Source organism: Rhodospirillum sp. A1_3_36, assembly GCF_047263945.1.
In the GTDB taxonomy this organism is placed as follows: Bacteria; Pseudomonadota; Alphaproteobacteria; order Rhodospirillales; family Rhodospirillaceae; genus Rhodospirillum.
Genome location: NZ_JBLAVB010000001.1, coordinates 350,271 through 369,051, shown reverse-complemented (window position 1 = coordinate 369,051; position 18,781 = coordinate 350,271). Strand labels below are relative to the sequence as shown.

13 protein-coding genes and 1 pseudogene are annotated in these 18,781 nt (G+C 61.0%); 3 read left to right on the top strand and 11 right to left on the bottom strand.

Going from position 1 to position 18,781, the window contains the following annotated elements:
- Positions 1-50: 50 nt before the first annotated feature.
- The 3 genes from rbsC to rbsD are packed head-to-tail and all read right to left on the bottom strand — an operon-like array spanning position 51 to position 3,068.
- The gene (gene rbsC, locus ACLIRY_RS01545) at positions 51-1,097 is read right to left on the bottom strand and encodes a ribose ABC transporter permease (protein ID WP_413203580.1); all 1,047 of its coding nucleotides are present in this window, start codon (positions 1,095-1,097) and stop codon (positions 51-53) included.
- 30 nt (positions 1,098-1,127) lie between these two features.
- On the bottom strand, positions 1,128-2,612 hold the full coding sequence (locus tag ACLIRY_RS01540; protein ID WP_413203579.1) for a sugar ABC transporter ATP-binding protein: 1,485 nt from the start codon (positions 2,610-2,612) through the stop codon (positions 1,128-1,130).
- Positions 2,613-2,648: 36 nt separating this feature from the next.
- Positions 2,649-3,068 (bottom strand): D-ribose pyranase, encoded by a 420-nt coding sequence (gene rbsD, locus ACLIRY_RS01535; RefSeq protein ID WP_413203578.1) that lies wholly within the window; start codon positions 3,066-3,068, stop codon positions 2,649-2,651.
- 304 nt (positions 3,069-3,372) lie between these two features.
- Between rbsD and ACLIRY_RS01530 the strand changes: the two genes are divergently transcribed.
- The gene (locus ACLIRY_RS01530) at positions 3,373-6,717 is read left to right on the top strand and encodes a tetratricopeptide repeat protein (RefSeq protein WP_413203577.1); all 3,345 of its coding nucleotides are present in this window, start codon (positions 3,373-3,375) and stop codon (positions 6,715-6,717) included.
- Between the two features lie 155 nt (positions 6,718-6,872).
- On the opposite strand, the gene ACLIRY_RS01525 is transcribed toward ACLIRY_RS01530, so the two are convergent.
- Complete coding sequence (locus ACLIRY_RS01525) at positions 6,873-7,289, bottom strand: helix-turn-helix domain-containing protein (RefSeq protein ID WP_413203576.1); 417 nt, start codon at positions 7,287-7,289, stop codon at positions 6,873-6,875.
- Positions 7,290-7,809: 520 nt separating this feature from the next.
- Here ACLIRY_RS01525 and ACLIRY_RS01520 point away from each other — a divergent pair.
- Positions 7,810-8,466 (top strand): DsbA family oxidoreductase, encoded by a 657-nt coding sequence (locus ACLIRY_RS01520; RefSeq protein WP_413203575.1) that lies wholly within the window; start codon positions 7,810-7,812, stop codon positions 8,464-8,466.
- A 347-nt stretch (positions 8,467-8,813) separates the two neighbouring features.
- On the opposite strand, the gene ahpF is transcribed toward ACLIRY_RS01520, so the two are convergent.
- The 4 genes and pseudogenes from ahpF to ACLIRY_RS01500 form a co-directional block, all read right to left on the bottom strand.
- Positions 8,814-10,397: an alkyl hydroperoxide reductase subunit F gene (gene ahpF, locus ACLIRY_RS01515; RefSeq protein ID WP_413203574.1), complete on the bottom strand. Its 1,584-nt coding sequence runs from the start codon at positions 10,395-10,397 to the stop codon at positions 8,814-8,816.
- Between the two features lie 225 nt (positions 10,398-10,622).
- Positions 10,623-11,186, bottom strand: a complete 564-nt coding sequence (gene ahpC / locus ACLIRY_RS01510; RefSeq protein ID WP_413203573.1) for an alkyl hydroperoxide reductase subunit C — start codon at positions 11,184-11,186, stop codon at positions 10,623-10,625.
- A gap of 317 nt (positions 11,187-11,503) precedes the next feature.
- The gene (locus ACLIRY_RS01505; protein WP_413203572.1) at positions 11,504-11,872 is read right to left on the bottom strand and encodes a response regulator; all 369 of its coding nucleotides are present in this window, start codon (positions 11,870-11,872) and stop codon (positions 11,504-11,506) included.
- 200 nt (positions 11,873-12,072) lie between these two features.
- Positions 12,073-12,363 (bottom strand): annotated as a pseudogene (locus ACLIRY_RS01500) (TfoX/Sxy family protein); the annotation flags it as partial.
- Between the two features lie 365 nt (positions 12,364-12,728).
- Here ACLIRY_RS01500 and ACLIRY_RS01495 point away from each other — a divergent pair.
- A complete protein-coding gene (locus ACLIRY_RS01495) occupies positions 12,729-13,778 on the top strand; it encodes a LysM peptidoglycan-binding domain-containing protein (RefSeq protein ID WP_413203571.1) in 1,050 nt (349 codons plus the stop codon).
- A 126-nt stretch (positions 13,779-13,904) separates the two neighbouring features.
- Here ACLIRY_RS01495 and ACLIRY_RS01490 read toward each other — a convergent pair whose 3' ends face one another.
- From ACLIRY_RS01490 to ACLIRY_RS01480, 3 genes are all read right to left on the bottom strand, one after another.
- Positions 13,905-15,977: a methyl-accepting chemotaxis protein gene (locus ACLIRY_RS01490; protein WP_413203570.1), complete on the bottom strand. Its 2,073-nt coding sequence runs from the start codon at positions 15,975-15,977 to the stop codon at positions 13,905-13,907.
- Between the two features lie 614 nt (positions 15,978-16,591).
- A complete protein-coding gene (locus ACLIRY_RS01485; RefSeq protein ID WP_413203569.1) occupies positions 16,592-17,671 on the bottom strand; it encodes a BMP family ABC transporter substrate-binding protein in 1,080 nt (359 codons plus the stop codon).
- A gap of 179 nt (positions 17,672-17,850) precedes the next feature.
- Positions 17,851-18,777, bottom strand: coding sequence for an ABC transporter permease (locus tag ACLIRY_RS01480; protein WP_413204176.1), 927 nt, complete (start codon positions 18,775-18,777; stop codon positions 17,851-17,853).
- Positions 18,778-18,781 lie beyond the last annotated feature (4 nt).

Below are 18,781 nucleotides of genomic sequence, written 5' to 3'. Positions count from 1 at the left end.
TACTCCCTCACTCTTCTTTCGTTGAAAGGCTTGGTTTCACTCTAGGCTACTCAAGCCCCACTGGCCTTGCTGCGGCTATCGACCAGCACGGCCAGCAGGATGACGGCGCCCTTGGCGATCATCTGGTAGTAGGAAGAAACATCCATCAGATTGAGCGCGTTGTTGAGCACGCCGATGATCAGCGCACCCACCAGGGTACCGAAGAGGGTTCCGCGCCCGCCCATCAGGCTGGTGCCCCCCAGGACCACGGCGGCGATGGCATCCAATTCATAGGACGTCCCGGCCGTGGGTTGAGCACTTTCCAGGCGCGCGGTGATCACGATCCCGGCAAGGGCGGCCAGCAGCCCCGAGACGGCATAGACCGCCACCTTCGCCCGCCCCACGGCGATCCCGGCCAGGCGGGCCACCTGTTCATTGCCCCCCAGGGCATAAACCTGCCGACCAAAGCGCATATGGGACAGCACGAACCAGCAGAGCAGGAACACGCCGATCATGATGAGCACGGGTACGGGCAGGCCGAACACATACTCTCCGCCGACGGCCCAGAAGGCATCGGCCGAGGCCCCGTCGATGGTGCCGATCGGGCGCCCATCGGTGAAAACCAGGGTTGCCCCCCGCAAGGCCGTCATGCCCACCAGGGTGGCGATGAAGGGCTGGACACCGCCCACGCTGATGATCACGCCGTTGGTTGCCCCCAGGGCCGCGCCCAGGACCAGGGTCGCGGGAATGGCCACCCAAAGGCTCATATTCGCCGCCACCAGACTGGCGCAGACCGCACCGGTAAAGGCCAGAACCGACCCCACCGACAGATCAATGCCCGCCGTCAGGATGACGAAGGTCATGCCAAAGGCGATAATCGCATTGATGGAGGTCTGCCGCAGGATATTCAGCAGATTGTCCACGGTCAGGAAATTGGGACTATAGAGAGAGACCAGAGCCATCAACACCAACAACCCGACCAGGGACTTGTTGGCGGACAGGACTCGCCCCAGACCGGCCAACCGGCCCGGTTGGGGCGGCGCCGCGCCGGGGCCGCCGCCGGGGGGGTCTCCGGGAGAGCCAACGGTGGCCGTGGCATTGGATGATGACGTGACCATGGTCCTGGTCCCTCCCTCTCTTCAATCGGCTCAGGCGACGGCCCGTTCCATGATGCGTTCCTGGGTGGCCTCACCCCGCGCGAAGGCGCCGGTGAGCCGCCCCCGGGACAGCACCAGGATCCGGTCCGACAGGCCCAACAGTTCCGCCATGTCCGAAGACATCAGCAACACACACAGGCCCTGTGTCTTCAATTCATTGATCAATCCGTAGATCTCCCGCCGCGCCCCCACGTCCACCCCCCGGGTGGGTTCGTCGAGGATGACGATCCGGGGATCGGCGAGCAGACATTTGGCCAAAGACACCTTTTGCTGGTTGCCGCCGGAAAGGGAGGAAACCGGCGCCTCTGGCCCCGCAGCCTTGATGGCGAAGCGCTCCATGAAGCGCCCCACCCCCCCCTTCTCCAACCCGGACCGGACGATCCAGCCCGGCGAAAAGCGCTTCAGCGCGCCGAGCGCCATATTCGCCCGGATCGCATGGGGTTGGATCAGGCCATCACTCTTCCGGTCCTCGGTCACATAGGCGATACCCAGCTGGACCCCATCCCCGGGGGAGCGGATGGCAACCTCGGCCCCGTCCACCAGCAGTGTGCCCGCCGTGGCCGGATTGGCGCCATAGATGGCCCGGGCCAGTTCGGTCCGCCCGGCACCCATCAGCCCGGCGAAGCCGACGACCTCTCCGGCATGGGCCTCGAAGGTGATATCCCGGATCCCCGGCGCGCACAGCCCCTTGACCTCCAGTCGGGCCGAGCCGGGCTCGGTGGCGACCCAGGGGTATTGCTCGGTGATGTCCCGACCGACCATATGGCGGATCAGGGCCGGTTCATCCAACTCAGCCACGGGCCCCTGGTGGACAAAGCCGCCATCCCGCAACACCACCACATCATCGCAGAGGCTGAAGATCTCGTTCAGGCGGTGGGAAATATAGATGATGGCCTTGCCTTCGGACCGCAGGTGGTCGATGGCCTCGAACAGGATGGCCGTCTCCACGTCGGTCAACGCGTCCGTGGGCTCATCCATGATGATGACCTTGGCGTCCAAGGACAGGGCGCGGGTGATCTCCACCATCTGTTGCGCCCCCACCCCCAGGCGGCGCAGGGGCCACCGGGGATCCACATGGTCCTGCTTCAGGCGCGAGAGCAACTCCCGTGACTTGGCGTTCAACCCGGCCCAGTCGATCGCGCCAATGGCGTTCACGGGCTCCCGCCCCAGGAAGATATTCTCCGCCACGGACAGATCGGGCAGCAGGTTCAGTTCCTGGTGAATGATCGCGATCCCCGCATCCATGGCCTGGCGCGGACCGGCGAAGGAAACCGGCTTCCCCTCCAACCGGACCTCGCCACCGGGATCCGGGTGGTAAATGCCCATGACAATCTTCATGAGCGTGGATTTCCCCGCCCCGTTTTCCCCCACCAGGGCGAGCACCCGCCCGGCCTGGGCGGTCAGCGACACCCGGTCGAGGACCTTGATTGTCCCGAAGGTCTTGGAGATATCGGAAAGCTCGAGAACCGCCGCCATGGCCTTTTCCCCCTGCCTGTTCGGTGTCCAGAAGCCCTAAAACGGTACGCCGGAATAGAGGATGATATTGGCGTAAGGGGTGCACTCCCCGGTGCGGATGACGGCCTTGCAATCGGCCACCAGCCGCTTGAAGGCCTCGTGAGTCACCGCGTCCATTTCGAGCCCGCTCCCCTGGGCCGCGCTGGCCCGGTTGAGCAGGGTCATGGTCTTGGCATGGTGGGCGGGGCTGGCCTGGGTGTATTCGCTGGCCAGAACGGCCCGCTCCACCTGCACCTCGTCGAGGATGGCCGACAGCACATCGACGAAGGGCGGCAGGCCGGGAATGACGGAGAGGTCAATGCGCTCCGGCCCCACCGGGATGGGCAAACCGGCATCGCAAATCACCAGACCGTCCGTATGACCCAATCGTGCAATAGCAGCGCAAAGGGCCGGGTTCAGGAGTCCGGACTTTTTCATGGCATTCCCCTCCCACGCTTGGGCGAAATCGAAGATCCAGAATTGCTCCGCGCAAACGATTGCGCAAACGTTTTCGTTTGTGCGTTGCGTCAATTCGATGCCGCAATGCGGGATTTGTTGGAGGGGGGCGCCAGAAACACTTTGGGGGCTCCCGCCCCCAAAACCCCCGGTTGGAGGCGATGCCTCCAAACCTCCCTTTTCTTTATTGATTCTTTGACAGAGCCTCCGCTTATGGAAAAACTCATGGACGTTGCCATAGAACGACTCAATCCATTTTAGAACATCCTGTTGGTGAGAAAATCCTATGACCTCTATCCGGATTCTCCATATTTCCGACCTCCACGCCCGCGCGGCCACCTCCTGGCGGGATCGTCGTGTTCTGGGAGACGCTTGGGAGAAAAACCTGGCTCAGATCATGGAGGATGGGCCGCCGGATCTCGTCTGTTTCACCGGGGATATCGCCCAGTCCGGCCAGGAGAAAGACTACGAAACCGCTTCCGTCTTCCTGGACCATCTCCTTGGTATCACCAAGCTACCCAAGGACCGACTGTTCCTCGTCCCCGGAAACCACGATGTGGATCGGAGCAAAGAAGAGGCCGCGTTCAAGAAATTCCGCTCGAAGGATTATCTATCCCTCTCCAGCGACGCACTCGGCAGTTGGCTGTACGACGAGAGAGCACCGCGCGGATGTACACAAGAAGACCTGGAGGCGGTCCTCAGGCGCCGGGATGGCTATCACGCTTGGCTCAAGGCTTGGGGCGTGTCCCATTGCCTGCACGGCGGCTCGGATACCCGTCCGGGATATCGGCATAGCCTGACCCTTCCCGGTTTTCCCATGCCGCTCCATATCATCGGACTGGATACGGCTTGGCTGGCCGGAGACGACAATGACAACGGCAAGCTCTACGTGACCACCGAACAGGTCGGCACTCTGTCTTCCGATGGCGCCGGGAATCCCCTGGGCGGATTCCGCCTCGCCCTGGCCCACCATCCGCTGGATTGGCTTGCCGATCAGATGGACGTCAAACGTCTACTCGCCGACCGGGTGGACCTGCTCCTCTGCGGTCATGTGCATGACGCGGATATCGGCCAAACCCTTGATCCGGACCGGACGCTCCGTCAATGGGCCGCAGGATGCCTCTATGAACGGGACACCTATCCCAACAGCATGCAGGTCATCGACCTGCACCCACCGGCGGCGGAAGGAGAGCAAGCGGCTTATACCCTGTGGTTCCGGCAATGGTCTCCCCGGGGTCATTGGCATGCGACCGACTCCCTTTACAGCGGAAGCAACAATGGCCGCCTGACCATTGGAGACCCCACAAAGCCAACCCCATCCTGTCCCCCCCACCACCCCGGAGTCGAGCGGCTGTTCGTTGGGCGGGACGAAGAATTGGCCCAATTGGAAACCGCCCTCCTCCCCAAGGACGGCAGGGCCCCCCGTCCCTGCGTGGTCCACGGCATGGGCGGCGTCGGGAAATCCTATCTGGTCGACCGCTTTTATAGCCAAACCAAGGCCCATTTCCCCGGCGGCTATATCCGCGTCACCCTGACGGACCAGATGGAGGCCACGGAAGAGGCCATCCTGGGTCTCCTCGCCGCGATGTTGAACATCCAGGCCGGGACAGCCGCCCTGCCCGGTTTGGTGGCCGACCGGATCGGCAGAGCACACCCCCTGGTCCATGTGGAGAACGTCGACACCCCGGCGTTGGCCCAGGCCATGGTCGATCTGGTGGACCGCCTCGGCACCCCACCGCTGGTCGTTTCGGCCCGATCCGACGCCATCGGTGGCGAGGGCCATTGGGCCGATATCCCCCTCTTCCCCTTTGACCAAACCCACGCCCTGGACCTCATCGCCCAGGAAATGGGGATCTTGCGGCCGACCGCGGACACCCCCGACACGCGGGCCTTGGTCGATGCCCTGGGGCACCTTCCCCTCGCCCTGCATATCGTTGGCGCGCGCCTTCGCAAGGGCCTTGGAACCGCCACCACTGAACTGGAGACCCTGAGGCAGCGGAACCTCGCTGTCGGCCCACCCAACAGAAGTGATCCCCTCTGGAAGGACCGGGCGCGGGCGGTCATTGCCCATTCCCTGGACCTCTCCCTTTCCGTTCTGAAGGCGGAGCTGGTCGACGATGCCCTGTTCGCGGGTTTCCTCGCCCTTGGGCACGGGCCGGAAGCCGGCTTTACCCGCGCCCTGGGCGCGGTGGTGGCCGATCTGGAGCCCCTGGCCATCTCCCAGGTCTTGGAGGCGGCCCAGGATCTCTCCCTCGTCCTGCCCGAAATCGGCAACCAGAGCCAACCACGCTGGAAGCTCCACGTTCTGTTGATGGAGCACCTGCGCAACCGCTCCAAAGGCAGCCCTCCGCCCTGGAAGCGCATCGCGGACTGGATCGCCGGAAACCTGAGAGGCTCCCCCGAAAGCTGGAGCGACACCCTGGACCCGGACCACCTGGGCCTTCTCGAACTGCTGACGCGCATGCCCGAGGAGGAAGCCCGCCCCGCCCTGCGGCCCGCCCAGCTCTATGCCCGCCAACGGGGTCCCTATGGCGTTTGGCGGGCATTGTTCTTGAGGGCAGCAGAGGCGGAGGAGACACCGGACGGCAAGCGCCTGTTCCTCTATCGCGTTGCCGACCTCTATCAATACGAAGGGGATCCCGAGGGAGCCCTTTCCGCCGCCGAGGAAACCCGTGGCATCAAGGGGGGAGACCAAGAGGACCGGGACCTTGCCCTGTCATGGGGGGTAACCGCCGATATCCTCACGGCAAGAGGACAATACGACGACGCCCTGCGCATCAGACAGGAAGAAGAAATACCCGTATACGAACGCCTCGGGGACGTCCGAGAGCGCGCCGTGTCACTAGGAAAAATCGCCGATATCCTCATGGAAAGAGGACAACTCGACGACGCCCTGCGCGTCCGACGGGAAGAAGAACTCCCCGTATACGAACGCATCGGGGACGTCCGAGAGCGCACCGTGACACTAGGACAAATCGCCGATATCCTCATGGCAAGAGGACAACTCGACGACGCCCTGCGCATCAGACAGGAAGAAGAACTCCCCGTATATGAACGCATCGGGGACGTCCGAGAGCGCGCCGTGACACTAGGAAAAATCGCCGATATCCTCATGGCAAGAGGACAACTCGACGACGCCCTGCGCATCAGACAGGAAGACCAACTCCCCGTATACGAACGCATCGGGGACGTCCGATCCCGCGCCGTGACACTAGGAAAAATCGCCGATATCCTCATGGCAAGAGGACAACTCGACGACGCACTGCGCATCAGACAGGAAGAAGAACTCCCCGTATACGAACGCATCGGGGACATCGATAGCATTGCCGCGACTTATTGGGAAATTGCCTCGATTTTCAAGCGACAAGGAAAACCCGAAGAGGCTGCTCCCCTCGTCGAACGCGCCTATGAGATACTCCAGAAAACCGGGCGGCTCGATGGCATTTGCGTTGTCGGACAAGACTACGGACAGAGACTGTTCGAAAGCGGGCGGATCGAGGAGGGGCGGCGGGTGCTGCGGCGCTCCATCGATGGGTTCCGCCAATTGGAGCGGGAGAGCGACGCCCTGGATACCGAACGCCTGCTGGAGGATCTGGAGGCCCGGCACGGGGGGACTGCCCCGGGATCGTAGGTGGTTGCGACTCCGAAGGAATTAACACGGTGTTTCACTCCGTCATCCCCGCGAACGCGGGGATCCAGGGTTGTTTTCGGTGGTATCGGTGACGGGCGCTCCTGTTGCGTCAAACGCTTCCGTCCCCGGTTCCCACCCTGTCAAGCCGTTTTGATCTACTCCGAACTGGCTGCCATGCTGATCAAAAGCGCATAGGCCGCCCGTTTATGCGACGGAGACCGGATCCCCTCAAAAGCCGTCACCATCTGCCAGGTGAGAGGATCCGTCAGCATAGCCTCCCCCTCCGGCACGGGCGAGGGAACGGGGGGTGGCAGGTCTTCGAAAAAATAGGACGGCGTCACCTCCAGGGCGCAAGCAAAAGCGTAAAGACGACTCGCACTGATCCGATTGAGCCCCGACTCGTATTTGCGAAGCTGCGAATCGGAAATGCCAACGTCAAAGGCAAGGTCCTGTATGGAGAGGCCCAGGGTCCGCCGCCGCAAGCGCAAGCGGCGTCCCACAGTGATATCAACGGGAGTAGGCGCTTCACCGCGCCCCCCTCCCCTCTTCGGGGAATGACGAGTGTTTTCCATAGCCGGATAATCCGGCCGGAGGCCGGGGAGAACCGCCGAAACGGACCGGGTCAACGCGGGGACAGACAACTCAGGCACCGGATAACCCGGCCCGCCCGGCGTCCTCCCTCAGCCCCCGGCCAGCACGACCTCAAGTTCGACCCACAAGCAGGACGAATTTGTGGAAACGGCGGACAATGGGATATAACAAGCGTTAGCCATGACCTTGCTCTCTTTCCTAGTGTAAGCAGGGTTGCGGTTAGGCGTTGGGGGTGGTGCCAGCCATCCTCGACGCCGCTTTGCCCATCTCTGAGGGTGGACACAATCGGGAGTGTACCGCGAACACCCCTGCGTGATCTACTATCAAGAGAGGGTGGGCTCCATTTTATGGGGCCGATCGCCCCACGGTCTGGGGGCTCCCTGCCTGAAATCCGCCCTGCTGTCCACAGCCCGGAAACACTCCTTTTCCCCATCGGGTCCGGTTTTGGCGCTCGGTCCTCCCCATATGGACGACCAATCCCCCCCGTCACAGGAGCGCGCCATGACCGCCTCACCTGCCCCCGCCCCGATCCGCGTCGATATCGTTTCGGATGTTGTCTGTCCCTGGTGCGCCATCGGCTACCGTCAACTCGCCACGGCAGCGGAGGCGGAGGGGATCGCACTGGACATCCATTGGCATCCCTTCGAACTCAACCCCACCATGCCGCCAGAGGGCGAGGGCCTGCGGGACCACCTGATGCGCAAATACGGGATCTCCAAGGCTGAATCGGACAAGAACCGGGAGCGGATCACCGCAATCGGGGCCGAGGTCGGCTTTCCCTTCGTCTTTTCCGACGAGATGCGCATGTGCAATACCTTCCTCGCCCATCAACTGATCGAATGGGCGGAGCCGAAGGGACTGGCCCATGCGGCCAAACAGGCCCTGTTGACGGCCCATTTCACCGAAGGCCGCGACGTGTCCGATATCACGGTCCTCGTCGAAGTGGCGCAATCCATCGGCCTGGACGCCAGGGAAGCGCGGGAGGTCCTGCTGTCAGGGGTGCTCGCCGACCGGGTGCGAGAAAAGGAACAAACCTGGACCAGCCAGGGCATCACCGGCGTACCGACGATGGTCTTCGCGGGAAAATACCTGGGCAACGGCGCCATGGGCGTCGAGACCTATAGCAACGTCTTACGGAAGGTGATCGAAGAAGCCTAAGGGGCCCACTCAAAATTCATACTATGAATTCAACCGGTTCCGTCATCCCCGTGCACGCGCTAAGGGATGCATATATCTTTTATTTAGGGCTGATCATTTATATTTCGTCATGCCCGTGAAAACGGGCATCCAGGGTTGATTTCTCTGGTATTGGCGCTTTGCGCGTCAGGATGCGTCAATCGCCGCCGCTGGTTCTTCCCACCCTGGATCCCCGCGTTCGCGGGGATGACGAAGTAAAAAAACATTAGAGCCAAATAAAGAAACCTGCATACTCAGGGGTGTGGGGAGGCCAAGCCTCCCCACCGGGGGTTTCGGGGGCTGGCCCCCGCCTCGCCGCAGGCGATCTCCTACTCAGCCGCCACCGCTGTTTCCGAAGGCACGGCCCGGATGAGATGATCGAAGGCGGACAGGGCGGCCTTCGCCCCCTCGCCCATGGCGATAACGATCTGCTTATAAGGAACGGTGGTACAGTCCCCCGCCGCAAAGACCCCGGGCACACTGGTCGCGCCCTTGTCATCGACGATGACCTCACCGCGCGGGGACAGATCGACCACACCCTTGAGCCACTCGGTGTTCGGCACCAGACCGATCTGGACGAAGATTCCTTCCAGCGCGACCTCGTGAACCTCGCCGGTGGCGCGGTCCTTGTAGAACAGGCCGGTCACCTTGGCGCCGTCGCCCTTCACTTCCGTGGTCTGGGCATTGAGAATGACCGTCACGTTGGGCAGGCTCCGCAGCTTGCGTTGCAAAACCTCGTCGGCCCGCATCTGGGTGTCGAACTCAATCAAGGTCACATGGGCAACGATACCGGCCAAATCGATGGCCGCTTCCACGCCGGAGTTGCCGCCGCCGATCACTGCGGTGCGCTTGCCCTTGAACAGGGGGCCGTCGCAGTGGGGGCAGTAGGCCACGCCCTTATTGCGGTATTCGTCCTCGCCCGGGACATTCATCTGCCGCCAGCGGGCGCCGGTCGACAGGACCAGGGTCTTGGCCTTCAGGCTCGCCCCATTGGCCAGCTCCACCGTGACCAAACCGCCGGGGGTGGTGGCCGGAACCAGCGCCTCGGCCTTCTGCAGGTTCATGATGTCCACGTCGTAGTCCTGGACATGGCTTTCCAAGGCGGCGGCGAGCTTGGGGCCTTCCGTGTGGGAGACGGAGATGAAGTTCTCGATTCCCATGGTGTCGAGCACCTGACCACCGAAACGCTCCGCCGCAACACCGGTCCGGATGCCCTTGCGGCCCGCATAGATGGCCGCTGCGGCACCGGCGGGACCGCCGCCGATCACCAGAACGTCGAAGGCTTCCTTGCCCTTGAGCTCCTCGGCGACGCGGGCTTCGGCGCCCGTATCGACCTTGGCAAGGATCTGCTCCAGACCCATGCGGCCCTGGCCGAAGGGTTGGCCGTTCAAGTAGATGCTGGGCACGGCCATGATCTGGCGGCGCTCGACCTCATCCTGGAACAGGGCGCCATCAATGGCGGTGTGTTTGACGTTGGGGTTCAAGGCGGCCATCAGGTTGAGCGCCTGCACCACGTCCGGGCAGTTCTGGCAGGACAGGGAGAAATAGGTTTCGAAGACAAAATCACCGCTCAACCCCTTAACCTGCTCCAGCACGTCCGGCGCGGCCTTGGAGGGATGGCCGCCGACCTGCAGAAGGGCCAGCACGAGGGAGTTGAACTCATGGCCCATGGGCAGACCGGCGAAGGTCACACCCACATCGGACCCAACGCGCTTGATGGCGAAGGAGGGCTTGCGGCTGTCCGTGCCGTCCTCGCGCAGGGTGATCTTGTCCGACAATGAGACGATGTCGTTCAGCAGGGACTGCATCTCGCCGGACTTCTCGCCACCGTCGACGGAGGCAACCAGTTCAATGGGTTGGGTGACATTGTCGAGGTAGGATTTCAACTGGGTCTTCAGGGTGGCATCCAGCATGGCTGCGGTCTCCAGGGATCACGTCAATGAGGGGGGTTGGTTCGGGTTGAAGGGGTCCCGTGGGACATGGCGGAAGAAGAAACCTCATGGCCCGGATCCCGGGGAAGGGGATTGGGAAAGGGGATCCGGGCCATTCGGTTTTCGGTGGGATCCAGGCGAGGCCTGAGATCCCACCGACAAGCACAAGAGCGTCGGCTCTAGATCTTGCCAACAAGACCGTCAGCTTTAGATCTTGCCAACAAGATCCAGGGAGGGCGCCAGGGTGGCTTCGCCTTCCTTCCACTTGGCGGGGCAGACCTCGCCGGGGTGGGCGGCGACGTACTGGGCGGCCTTCACCTTGCGCATCAGGTCATCGGCGTTGCGGCCAATGCCCTCGGCGGTGATTTCCAGGGCCTGGATCACGCCATCCGGGTCGATCACGAAGGTGCCGCGGTTGGCCAGACCGGCCTCCTCAATCATCACCTCGAAGTTGCGGCTGATCACGCCGGTCGGGTCGCCGACCATCACGTAATCGATCTTGCCGATCGCCGGGGAGGTGTCGTGCCAAGCCTTGTGGGAGAAATGGGTGTCGGTGGAAACGGAATAGACTTCCACGCCCATGGCCTGAAGCTCGGCGTAGCTGTTGGCCAGGTCTTCCAGTTCGGTCGGGCAGACGAAGGTGAAATCGGCCGGGTAGAAGAACACGACGGACCACTTGCCCTTCAGATCCGCGTCGGTGACGTCGATGAACGCCCCCTTCTGGAACGCCTTGGCGGAGAACGGCTTGACCTCGGTTCCGATAAGCGACATGGGGAAAAACTCCTTTTGGGTTGCCTGGATTTGGCTTGGGGTGCCGAACGGGAGAGGATCCCGGCCCGGCGGGTTGAATGCCTTAACGCCTCAACAAGGTACCCAGTGCCCAAAAGAAAAGATAATTGATATTATCTCAATTATTCTTCGATTTTTCCGATTAAAAAATCCACGCGCGCGAAGGGCCAAGGGACTCCTCATCCCCTTGCCCAAAGCCCTAGAGCATCAAGCGGAAAAGTGGGAACCGGTTTTCCGGTCCACGCGATGCTCTAACCATTTGATCTAAAAGATCACGAAAAAGGGAGAGGCCCCTTTGCTCACCCGGCCCTGGAGGCCGCCTCCAGGGCCGAGAGCAAATCCGCCTTGTTAAATGGCTTAGACAGAGTGGCCGCAGCGCCGTAGTCCTTGGCCAGCTCCAGAAAGTCCAGGTTCCTGGTTCGCCCTCCGCCGGAAATGGCGATGACTTTCAAGTTTGGCCAGTCCTTGCGAGCCGTCATGACGAATTCCACACCGTCCATGTTGGGCATCAGGATATCCGTCACCACCAAGTCAACACCGCCTGGCCCAAGCCGTGCCAATCCTTCCCGCCCGTCGCGGGCTTCCAGGACCTCGTGCCCCAGGGACACGAGCATCTCGCGCAGGGTGAAGCGGGCCAAGTCTTCATCATCTATCACCAGAATCCGCATGGATTTTCCTTCTCTCTTGGAGCTCAACCCGAAAAAACTCTCATTATTTCAATATATACACTGTGTCCTTGAAAATCCGGAAACCCTGCTTCGCAGTTTCTGGGCTCTGCCCAGACCCGCAAAGGGTCACGGACCCTTTGATCCCATTGATGAAAAACGAATGGGGGTGCGGGGCCTCAGGGAAGCCTACCACGCCTCCCTCAACCGAGGGACAACTTTGGCGGGTTTGCCACCATGGCCCGACGGGCCCAATCTACTAGTAGATCGCCATCATCCAGGCAGGCATCGGGCGCAGAAAGGAACTTGCCAACGGTGATCGTCTTCCCCCCCTTTTCATAGGTGAAGGGAAAGCTCCCCTCCCCCTCCAGGTCGGCGCGAAGGGCGTTATCAACCCGGAAATAGAGCTGGCCACCAAAGACCATGGCGAACATCTCGCCCCCATGGGTGAAGGCCCAGCCCCCGAACATCCGTTTGACTCCCGTCGGACCGGCGCGGTCGAGAGTGTCTTGAAGCTCTAGAGTATTCCGAGATCAAGTTGGGTCGCGTCGCGACCAAACTTGGCCTCGAAGATACTCTAAAACTTATAGAACGAGAGTGAAACGGGGCCAGCTTGACTCAAGCTGATCCCGTTTCACTCTAGCACGAATTCTGGGGGGCGGGGTTTGGCCATGGAACAGGATCCTTCTACGAGGCGGCCCAAGGAGAGGACTCCCCTGCCTCCTCCGCCGTCATCTGAGTTCGAAACCAAAACAACATTATGGGATGATGCCGATATTTTTGGTTATAATTATGATATATTGCATCTTTAAGGCGCTACCCTCTCTTAACCGCTGTTTCTCGTATAGAGGTATAAATCATGTCCACTGCCTTGAAATACAAGATTCTTTCCGGCGACACCTACGCCGCCATCGCATCCAACCTCGCAACATGCAAGGGAGTGACGCTGACCGACATCGAAGCGGCCAACCCGGAAACACCTGCGTCCAGTCTGCGGGTGGACCAGGTTATCACCGTTCCGGCAAAGGGAACCCAGCAACCAGGATTGCGCTATACGATCCTTCCGGGGGACAGTTACTGGTCCATCAGCCAGGGAGTGGTCGCCAGCGTCGGTGTCTCAGCGGAGGACATCGCCAAGGCAAACCCTGATACGCCCGCTTCGAGTCTGGCGATTGGTCAGGTGATCTCCATTCCCGCCGCAGCCTCCCATCCCGCTCCGGCCCCGAGCCCGGGCCCAAGCCCGACACCGGCTCCCTCACCCACAGCGGTGGGCGCATCCAATATCGGGTATTGGGCGAAGACCTGGGAACACCAGACCGCTCCGGCGGGCACGACTCTGGGATTGGCCTTCAGCGGATGGACCGACCCGAACGAAGCCATACCCCAAGCCCACGCCATCTGCGGTCGACTGACGGGAGACAAATACATCACCTTTGGCGGTGGCAACGAGAAGGGGGCCTTCACCAAGGATTGGCTATCCAAGATCGACTCGGTGATCCAATCGGGCCAACTGTCCGCCTACCAGGGAATCGCCTACGACGTGGAGGAAGGGGACAGCGGCCTAAGCGCGGCGTTCCAAACGTCCTTCGCCACGGCCAAGGCCAAGGGTCTTTTCGTCCTGGTTACCATCAGCCATTCGGCCCCCTACGGGATCCATGACGCGCCAACCCTCATGGAGAGTTTTTTCGCTGATCCCAACATCGATTTCCTCTCGCCCCAGCTCTATACCAGAGGGAACGAAACGGCCAACGACTGGGCCACCACCGATGGGGTCACTTGGAACAGCTATGCCAAGGCCAAGGCCAAAATCATCCCCAGCATTGTTCACGCCTCCCTTTACACCGAAGCCCAATCGACCTTGGCCACACATGGGGTAAGCACCGCAGGCTACGTGGTCTGGGCCTGCTGATCCAGAATGTTCCGAGGCCAAGTTTGGGCCAAGAAATGACCCAACTTGATCTCGGAGCACTCGGAACCGACCATAGTGGAAGCATGGGCCCGCTTAAAATCGGGGGCGTGATGCACCGCGCCCCCGTCAGGCGGCCCGCACGTTGCCCAGGAATCCGTCAATGGTTTGGCGTAGGGCCTGCGAGCGCTCCGTCAAGGTCCCGACAGCTTCCACCACCCCTTTCGCTTGACCTCTGGCGTCCTCGGCGGTGGCGCGGACAGTGGTTGCGCCGCTGGCCGCAGCGCGGGCTCCCTCCGCCACGGCTTGGATATTGCGGGCAATTTCATGGGTCGCGGCCCCTTGCTCCTCCACCGCAGATGCGATCGCAGTGGCCGTTCTCATCACATCGCCAATGGACTCGACAATGCTCCGGATGACTTCGACGGTTTCCTTGGTCTTGCCCTGCACCGCGTGAACCCTTTGGCCGATTTCCTCGGTGGCCCGGGCGGTTTGGTTCGCCAGACTCTTGACCTCATTGGCAACGACAGCGAAGCCCTTTCCAGCATCTCCCGCGCGAGCCGCCTCGATGGTCGCATTCAAGGCAAGAAGATTGGTTTGAGCGGCGATGGCCGTGATCAGGTCCACCACCTCGCCAATGCGATCCGCGTCGGAGGAGAGCCCATCAACCACAGCGACCGCGCCACTGGCCAAGGAGGCCGCCGCACTGGAGACGCTGGAAGAATGCTGGACCTGACGGCTGATCTCTTGAATGGACGTGGATAATTCCTCGGCGGCAGCGGCGGCGGACTCCGTGTCATCACTGGCCCGAGTGGCGGCTTCTGCAGCGATTCCGGCGCCCGAGTCGGTGTCCTGAGATAGCTTATCCATATCATTGGCAATGGATCGCAACCGCTCCACTTCCCGGGTGGTTTCACCCAACAGGCTGCGGCTGGCCTCCTCAAAGGTGGCGTTAAGCTGGGTAAGCAGGACAGTTCGTTCCTCACGTTGGCGGTTCATCTCCTCCTTCTCCCGCTCCAGGGCCTGAGCTTCGCGCATGCCCTCCCGGAAACTATCCAAAGCCCGGGCCAGTCGCCCCACCTCGTCGGCTCGGTGCGTGTCAGATATAGCTTGACTGGTATCCTTGTGCTCCAAACGTTCGACGGCATTGATCAAACGGCCGATCGGGTGGCTAATAGAACGGCCCAAGATCAGACTTAGCAGGATGGAGAAGAAAATCACACCACCGGCGATTCCCGCAGCCAGAAAGGCATTCCTCTCCAATCCCGCGTCGATGGTCTCGCCCATGGCTGTCCGTTGCTTATCCGTCGCCTTTTTAATCCTGCGCATGCCCTGTATCACCTTGCGCTGCTCTGGGATCAGCTTGTCATGGATGAGAGCCACGCGCGCAGAAACGGAGTCCCGCGCCGCCTCCAAGCTCGCCTTGTAGGAGCTCAGATTCTCGGCAATGGACGCGGCCAGGGTTCCGGCCGGTTTCCCCTTCTGACTTTTCACCAAGCTCTCCATCAGCTTCTGCGCTTCGATCAAGGAGTCCATCGCCGACTTGAAGGGCACGACATCCGGTCGAACGAAATAGGCTTCCGCGCCCATGCGGGCCTTGGCCAGGGCCAGCCGAACCTCTCCTGTCTTGAAAATGTCGCGCATCCAACCCGAGGAAAAGGTCAGTGTCGCCAGATTGTTCACCGAGTCTTCCAACTCCAGTCCCTGGGTATTCACCCCAATGAAGGCCACCTCCGCAATGTTCTGGGCATTGATGACCTGTTCCATCAGGTCGCTCAGGGTACCGATGCGGTCCAGAACCTCCGCCAGCCTCTCCCTTTGATCTTCGGGCGCAGTTTCCATTGCCTGGGTCAGCCTCACCTGGACGCCGCCCAAGGTTCCCCGCGCCGTGTCGCCGGCACTGGCCTCATTGGTGAGCAGGAAGTCCTCCAGACTGCTTTCAACCTTCAGCATGGTCGTATAAGCGTCGGACAGTTCTGCGGTCACATTGTTCATGGTCCGCACCGCCCCCACTTTGTTCTTCGCATCGAAGAGCCCCCAGGCCCCTCCCGCTCCCAGGGCGACGAGCAAGACAACGACAACTCCGAACCCAAGTCCAATCTTGATTCCGATAGACAGATCACGAAAAACGGCCCCGATGCGGGCAAGGGGGCCGGTGCGAAATGGATTTGCAAGACTGCGGAAAACGGTGGAAAGCATCATGGATTTCCCCATCAAAAGAGCGTCATCGCGTTCATGAAAAGGGTCTTATATGACCGGCTATAGAGGTACCGAGTTCCTGTCGCCCAGCTTTCCTCTTTTTGAACACATATTCCGGTTACCGTGATCCACTGCCAATGGATAACCACAACTTTCAAATGGAATGATTATTTCTCAATATGAGGTGATTAAGAAATTTCCATAAAAGAGTTCACGCTTAATTTTCAGGCAATCCCCTGTTGTTTCGGGTGCGTGAATTTTTTCGCCTGGACTTCTCATAAATCGATTCGCATGTGATTTTCCATCGATGGAGGTCATTCCTACCCATGCGGATTTTCGACCAAGCGGAGGACACTCCCCTACCTGTGCCATATGTTTATACTCTGTCTCCTTGAAGAACCGAAAAACGCAGGGCTTTACCCCGCCCCCCAACCGGGGCCTGAGGCCCCGGCCCCCCGTTTGAGGTCAAAGGATCCGCAACCTTTTGCGGTCTTGGCAAAGCTCAGAATCTTCCAAGGGGCAAACTGAATCTTACGTGCTTTAAAAAGCAAAACACCCCCTCCGCATTCGAAAGGGGGTGTTCTCAGGTCTCTATTCAAGGACTGGGGAAACCGGTCCTATTTGGGCAGCTCGCCCTGAACACCGTCCACGTACCAGTCCATGGACAAGAGCTTTTCGTCGGACAGGGTTTCACCCTCGGGGACGACGATCTCTCCGGCTTGGTTCTTGATGGGGCCAGCGAAAGGCTGCAGGGTTCCGGCAATGATCGCCTCGCGAACATCTTCGGCCTTGGCGACCACGTCCACGGGGACTTCCGAGTTATAGTCGGCGATGTGAACCATATCGGAGGCGAGACCGCCCCAGGTATCTTCGGACTTCCAAGTCCCGTCAATGACGGCCTTCGTCCGATCAATGTAGTAGTTCCGCCAGTTGTCGACGATGGCTGTCAACTGGGCCTTGGGCCCGAAGCGGCTCATATCCGAAGCTTGGCCAAAGGCATAGATCCCTTTCTCCTCAGCCACCTGGATTGGCGCGGGGCTATCTGTATGCTGGGACAGGATGTCGGCACCCTGGGCAATCAGGGTCTCAGCGGCTTCCCTTTCTTTGCCTGGATCATACCAGGAGTTCACCCAGATGACCTTGACGGTCGCCTTGGGATTGACCGCCCGCAGGCCCAGGGTAAAGGCGTCGATGCCGCGCACCACTTCCGGAATGGGGAAAGACCCGATGTAGCCCACGATATTGGACTTGGTCATCAGCCCCGCGATGGTGCCGATCACGTAGCGGCCCTCGTAGAAGCGGGCCGCATAGGTGGACATGTTGTCAGCACGCTTGTAGCCCGTAGCGTGTTCGAACTTCACATCTGGAAACTGCTGGGCCACCTTCAGGGTTGGATTCATGAAGCCGAAGGACGTGGTAAAGATCAGGTCATAGCCGTTTGCGGCGTACTGGCGAATCACCCGTTCGGCATCGGCGCCTTCCTGCACGCTTTCCACGTAGGATGTCTCAACCTGATCGCCCAGGGCCTCCTCAACGGCCAAGCGACCCTGATCGTGCTGATAGGACCATCCGTGATCCCCAATGGGACCGACATAGATGAAACCCACCTTCACGGGGTCGGCGGCTTGGGCCGCGCCGGTCGCCAAACCGGCAGCCAAAGCCACCGCAGCGAACACTCGTTTGGTCGAAATGGTCACGTCGCAAATCCTTTCAGTCAATAAAGCGGCGAAGAAGAAAGCATGACAATAGGCAAGACCTGTTCCTGAGACGTTCCACCGCTCCGGCCCCCGATGGCGTGTCACCGCTCCGGCCCCCGGTGACCTGTCACCGCTCCGGCCCCCGGTGACCTGTCACCGCTCCGGCCCCCGGTGACCTGTCACCGCTCCGGATGGAACAGCTTGCCAAGGCAAGCGGGTGCGTTCAAGCGAATGCGGGTCGCATCCCGGGAAATCAGCACCAAAACCAGAATGGTCGCCAGATAGGGCAACATGGACATCAATTGACTCGGGATGTTCACCCCCATGCCCTGTACATGAAGTTGCGCGATGGTCACCCCACCAAACAGATAGGCACCCAGCAGGACACGCCAGGGCTTCCAGGTGGCGAACACCACCAGAGCCAAGGCAATCCAACCCCGCCCGGCACTCATGTTCTCGATCCACATGGGGGTGTAGACCAGGGACAGATAGGCACCGGCCAACCCACTCATGGCACCACCGAACAACACGGCCTGATACCGGGTGGCGATGACACCATGACCAATCGCATGTGCAGCATCGTGGTTTTCGCCCACCGCCCGCAAAATCAGGCCGCCTCGGGTATGGTTCAGGAACCAGGACACCGCCGCGATAATGGCCACACTGACATAGACAAGGGGATCCTGCCCGAAGAAAACCGGACCGATCAGGGGAATATCGGACAGAAAGGGGATATCCAGCTTAGGCAGGCCCGGCAAGGGCGTGCCGACGAAGCCCTTGCCGAGAAAGGCCGACAGGCCCACACCGAAAATAGTCAGGGCCAGCCCCGTGGCCACCTGATTGGCCATCAGCCCGAGGGTGAGGAAGCCAAAGAGCAGAGCCATCAGCATGCCTGTAGCCATGGCCACAGCCATGCCCAAGACCGGATTGCCCGTGGTCGCGGTGACGGCGAAGGCGGACACCGCCCCCACCAGCATCATGCCCTCAACGCCCAGGTTCAAGACACCCGACTTCTCGCTCACCAATTCGCCAACGGCTGCCAGGGCGAGCGGCGTGGCGGCCCGGGCCATGGCGGTAGCGATGGCGACGGTTGTTCCCAAATCCATCTCC

Excerpts from the sequence above, each read along its gene's own strand:
- ACLIRY_RS01540 (WP_413203579.1), bottom strand. The coding sequence starts at position 2,612 with ATGGCGGCGGTTCTCGAGCTTTCCGATATCTCCAAGACCTTCGGGACA.
- rbsC (WP_413203580.1), bottom strand. The coding sequence starts at position 1,097 with ATGGTCACGTCATCATCCAATGCCACGGCCACCGTTGGCTCTCCCGGA.
- ACLIRY_RS01530 (WP_413203577.1), top strand. The coding sequence starts at position 3,373 with ATGACCTCTATCCGGATTCTCCATATTTCCGACCTCCACGCCCGCGCG.
- ACLIRY_RS01520 (WP_413203575.1), top strand. The coding sequence starts at position 7,810 with ATGACCGCCTCACCTGCCCCCGCCCCGATCCGCGTCGATATCGTTTCG.
- rbsD (WP_413203578.1), bottom strand. The coding sequence starts at position 3,068 with ATGAAAAAGTCCGGACTCCTGAACCCGGCCCTTTGCGCTGCTATTGCA.
- ACLIRY_RS01480 (WP_413204176.1), bottom strand. The coding sequence starts at position 18,777 with ATGGATTTGGGAACAACCGTCGCCATCGCTACCGCCATGGCCCGGGCC.
- ACLIRY_RS01525 (WP_413203576.1), bottom strand. The coding sequence starts at position 7,289 with ATGGAAAACACTCGTCATTCCCCGAAGAGGGGAGGGGGGCGCGGTGAA.
- ACLIRY_RS01495 (WP_413203571.1), top strand. The coding sequence starts at position 12,729 with ATGTCCACTGCCTTGAAATACAAGATTCTTTCCGGCGACACCTACGCC.
- ahpC (WP_413203573.1), bottom strand. The coding sequence starts at position 11,186 with ATGTCGCTTATCGGAACCGAGGTCAAGCCGTTCTCCGCCAAGGCGTTC.
- ACLIRY_RS01505 (WP_413203572.1), bottom strand. The coding sequence starts at position 11,872 with ATGCGGATTCTGGTGATAGATGATGAAGACTTGGCCCGCTTCACCCTG.
- ahpF (WP_413203574.1), bottom strand. The coding sequence starts at position 10,397 with ATGCTGGATGCCACCCTGAAGACCCAGTTGAAATCCTACCTCGACAAT.
- ACLIRY_RS01490 (WP_413203570.1), bottom strand. The coding sequence starts at position 15,977 with ATGATGCTTTCCACCGTTTTCCGCAGTCTTGCAAATCCATTTCGCACC.